The 4049-nt window shown below is 48.5% G+C and carries 2 protein-coding genes; one reads left to right on the plus strand and one right to left on the minus strand.

All coding sequences use genetic code 11. The annotated features are described in order from the left end of the window. Positions 1 to 54 precede the first annotated feature (54 nt). Positions 55 to 3078, plus strand: coding sequence for a peptidase domain-containing ABC transporter (locus tag Q0R35_RS03370; protein ID WP_295614469.1), 3024 nt, complete (start codon positions 55 to 57; stop codon positions 3076 to 3078). 272 nt (positions 3079 to 3350) lie between these two features. Here Q0R35_RS03370 and Q0R35_RS03375 read toward each other — a convergent pair whose 3' ends face one another. After that, positions 3351 to 3851, minus strand: coding sequence for an orange carotenoid protein N-terminal domain-containing protein (locus Q0R35_RS03375; RefSeq protein WP_295614471.1), 501 nt, complete (start codon positions 3849 to 3851; stop codon positions 3351 to 3353). Positions 3852 to 4049: the final 198 nt, after the last annotated feature.

A 4049-nucleotide genomic window follows, 5' to 3' on the forward strand; every position in this document is an offset into this window, starting at 1 on the left:
CTCCCATCTCCCATCTCCCATCTCCCATCTCCCATCTCCCATCTCCCATCTCCCATGACTTACACGCCAGTAAAACCAGAAGTTTTTTTATCAAGCGTCGAGCCGTTTAATAAGTTATCAACTAGTACACAATTAAAACTGGCTAAAATCGGGCAATATTATCGCTATCATGTGGGACAGCCGATCGCCTTGCGCGACAGGTTATCGGCACAGGTTAATATCGTCGTAGAAGGTACCGTGCGCCTGCTCGGATACCCATCCGAGCATACAGCTCCCGTGACCTTAGAGCGACTAGAAACTGGCGGTACGATCGGTGCAATTGGAATGATTCGCGGCGTTCCTTGCGAGGCAGCGATCGCGTCTACCGAGGCAATTTGTCTGACGATTCCTGCCGATTCATTCATGCAATTGGTTGCTAAAGAACCGATATTAAGAGAGTATTTTTACAATCGACCCAGCCAGATCGAAATCTTTGAAATTCTCCGCATCGAACTAGAACGACATCCCAACCAAGAACAATTATTAGAATTATTGGGAGTCGATTCGATTAAAGAATTGGCAACCGCCGCCACCGCTACTGCCGTGGTTTATAACTCGCGATCTGAAATTCCCCCAGCACTCGAAAACTGGGATTGGTTCGTCGCCAGCCAAGATCTCGACATAGCTCTGACGATCGGCGATCGGATCGATCTCGATGCATTTCCCTCCCGCCAAAAACTTCGCTTAATGGGGATTTCACCAGCAATTCTCAAGTTTTCACCACACACAGATACCGAGCGGATTATCGATATTCAAGATACAGAAATCGTCCCCAATAGTTCGGCGTTAGCTGTCGCGCAGCCGCACGAAATCCCCTACGCACCCGATCTCCCGCTGACTTTCAACGCACCAAAATCTAAATCTGCCCCCAAATATCAGATCGTGCGGGGTAAAGGACAGATCGATGGTACCGTTGCCTGTTTTGAAATGCTGGCAAACCAGTTTAAAATGCCCTTCCGGCGCGATTCCGTGCGAAAGGTTGTCGCGCACCAGATCGAGCAAACTGGAGGGGTTTCGCTGCAATTTTGCGGGGCTGTGGCAGACTTTTTAGGGCTTCAGGGTCAACTTGCTGCTATCCCGATCGCCGATGTCCAGCGGATTCAGGTACCCGCGCTGATTAAATGGCAAGATCGACTGGCAGTAGTCTGTGCCGTTTCCCATAACTCTGTAACGCTTGCGCTTCCCGATAGCGGCTTAATCCAACGATCGCCAGCAGAATTTTTACTAAATCGCAGTACCGAAACTGATGCCCCTGCTAACGATCTGATTCAGATTTTACTAGTGCGAGCGACCCAATCTACACCAGAGCAAAAGTTTGGCATTAGTTGGTTTTGGCCGTCGTTGGTGCAGTATAAAGGTGTGTTAATCGAGGTCTTAATTGCATCGTTTTTCATTCAATTATTCGGACTGGCAAACCCATTAATTACGCAGACAATTATCGATCGCGTCTTAATGCAAAACAGTGCGACTGCGCTGAATGTATTTGGGGTGCTATTAATTGGTGTCGCTATCGGCGAAGCCTTATTAACCAGTCTGAGAACTTATTTATTTGTCGATACTACCAATCGGATCGATTTAGCGTTAGGTTCGCAAATTATCGATCGCTTACTGCGCTTACCATTACGGTACTTTGAAAAGCGATCGGTCGGGGAACTCTCCACCCGCGTCAACGAGCTAGAAAATATCCGCCAATTCCTGACTGGTACCGCTTTAACCGTCGTGTTAGATTCGGTATTTTCGGTAATTTATATCGTCGTGATGTTGATTTATAGCTGGCTATTAACCCTAGTAGCCCTCGCGACGCTGCCGCTATGCGTGTTAATTACCACCGCCGTATCCCCGATCGCCCGCAAGCAATTACGCGCCAAAGCCGAACGCAACGCCCGATCGCAATCGCACCTCGTCGAAGTAATTGCGGGCATTCAAACCGTCAAAGCCCAAAATGTCGAACTGCGATCGCGCTGGAAATGGCAAGAACGCTACACCCAGTACGTCATGGCAGGGTTTCAAACCGTAATTACCTTCACCACCGCCAATTCTGCCACCACCTTTCTCAACCAAATCTCTAGTTTATTAGTGCTGTGGGTGGGTGCTTATTTAGTCCTAGACGGCAAACTTACCCTCGGACAGCTCATTGCCTTCCGCATCATTTCGGGGTACGTTACCAGCCCCCTATTGCGGCTCACCCAACTGTGGCAGAACTTTCAAGAAACCGCACTTTCCCTCGAACGGATTGCCGATATTCTCGATACACCGATGGAATCTAGCGAGATCGATCGCGGTAACATTCCCATGCCCACGATTCGCGGTAATGTTAAATTCGATAACGTCTCCTTCCGGTTCGCAACCACAGGCGCGCTCAATCTCGATGGTGTCAGTTTAGAATTTGAGGCGGGTAAATTTATCGGCATCGTCGGTCAAAGTGGCTCTGGAAAGAGTACCTTAATGAAACTATTGCCCCGACTCTATCCACTCGAATCGGGACGCATCTTAGTCGATGATTACGATATTTCCAAAGTCGAACTCTATTCACTCCGCCAGCAAATCGGCATCGTCCCTCAAGATACCCTGTTATTTGAAGGCAGCGTCCAAGAAAATATCGCCCTCAATTATCCCGATGCTACCACCGACCAAATTATCGCCGCCGCCAAAATCGCTCACGCTCACGACTTTATCATGGAGCTACCCAATGGGTACAATTCCCCCGTCGGCGAACGCGGATCGGGTTTATCTGGCGGACAACGCCAACGAGTCGCGATCGCCCGCACTATCCTCCAGAACCCCCGCCTGTTAATCTTAGATGAAGCCACCAGCGCGCTCGACTACGAATCCGAAAACCACGTCTGTGCCAATATCGCCGATGCTTTTGCGGGAAGAACGGTATTTTTTATCACCCACCGACTCACCACCATCCGCAACGCCGATATCATCGTGATGATGGATCGCGGTCTGGTAGCCGAATCAGGCACCCATGCCGAACTCATGGCACTACAAGGGCGATACTATTGCCTCTACCAGCAACAAGAGTCTCAGCTTTAGATGGGGAATGAGGGGATGAGGGGATGAGGGTGGGTAAATCCCCTCATCGGAGGGCTGCGGTGTATGCACAAGTTGGCTAGGCTTCCGCTGAGATGGTGTTACCCCCCCAACCCCCCTTATAAAGGGGGGGGCTTTGCTCCCTCCCCTTTATAAGGGGAGGGCTGGGGTGGGGTAAAGGGACTTAGGTGATAATCCCAAAAACGCGATCGGGTAAACTGCTGTGTCAGAATTAGATCCAAGCGGTAAAACCCAATCGCGACAATTATTTCCTACTACAATCCCGTTTCCTCATCATGAGGATTAGTTTCGGGATCGGCACCCATATCCGCAACTAGATTGCGGAGTACCGAAATTTGTTGGGCATGTTCGAGAGCTTGCAATTTAGTCATGCATTGAGTCGCAGCTTCCGAAAGCTGGTAATCTGCTGGCATCGGGATAATTTTAGTTTCGTCCATCCCTTGCGCTAAGAGATACCAAAATAATAACTTAGTGGTGTCACTGAGTGCGCCGTATTCACGACCGATGAGACTATTGTTGCGCTCTACTAAATCTCGTTGAATTTGTAATTGTTCTTCATGACTCATCTGGGCAACTTGCCCGAATAATCCTTCCGCAATCGTCGGTGAAGCGGTGCTGGCTCCAGGTGCAGCCGGAGTAATCGATTTACCAACTTCTGTATAAATAAACCACAGCAGTGCGAGTTTTTGGTCTGTTTCTAGCTCGGCAAAAGCAGCAGTCATTTCTGGATGAACATTTGAAATAACACTTGTCACAGTTTTGTCCTCAGTTGTTTTCTCTACCATACTCACAATCTCTTCGCGATCGAACCCACTTTAGATAGAGATAACGATCGGTCGAATGGTAGATAAAAATCACGACGATTTATGTTTCGATAAATATTAGTACCTCAATTTATAAAGTCGGTCTAAGTTGACAGGTTATTAAATTGAAAAATATATATTAACGATCGT

It is taken from the genome of Chamaesiphon sp. GL140_3_metabinner_50 (genome assembly GCF_025361915.1).
Lineage (GTDB): Bacteria > Cyanobacteriota > Cyanobacteriia > Cyanobacteriales > Chamaesiphonaceae > Chamaesiphon.

Excerpts from the sequence above, each read along its gene's own strand:
- Q0R35_RS03370 (WP_295614469.1), top strand. The coding sequence starts at position 55 with ATGACTTACACGCCAGTAAAACCAGAAGTTTTTTTATCAAGCGTCGAG.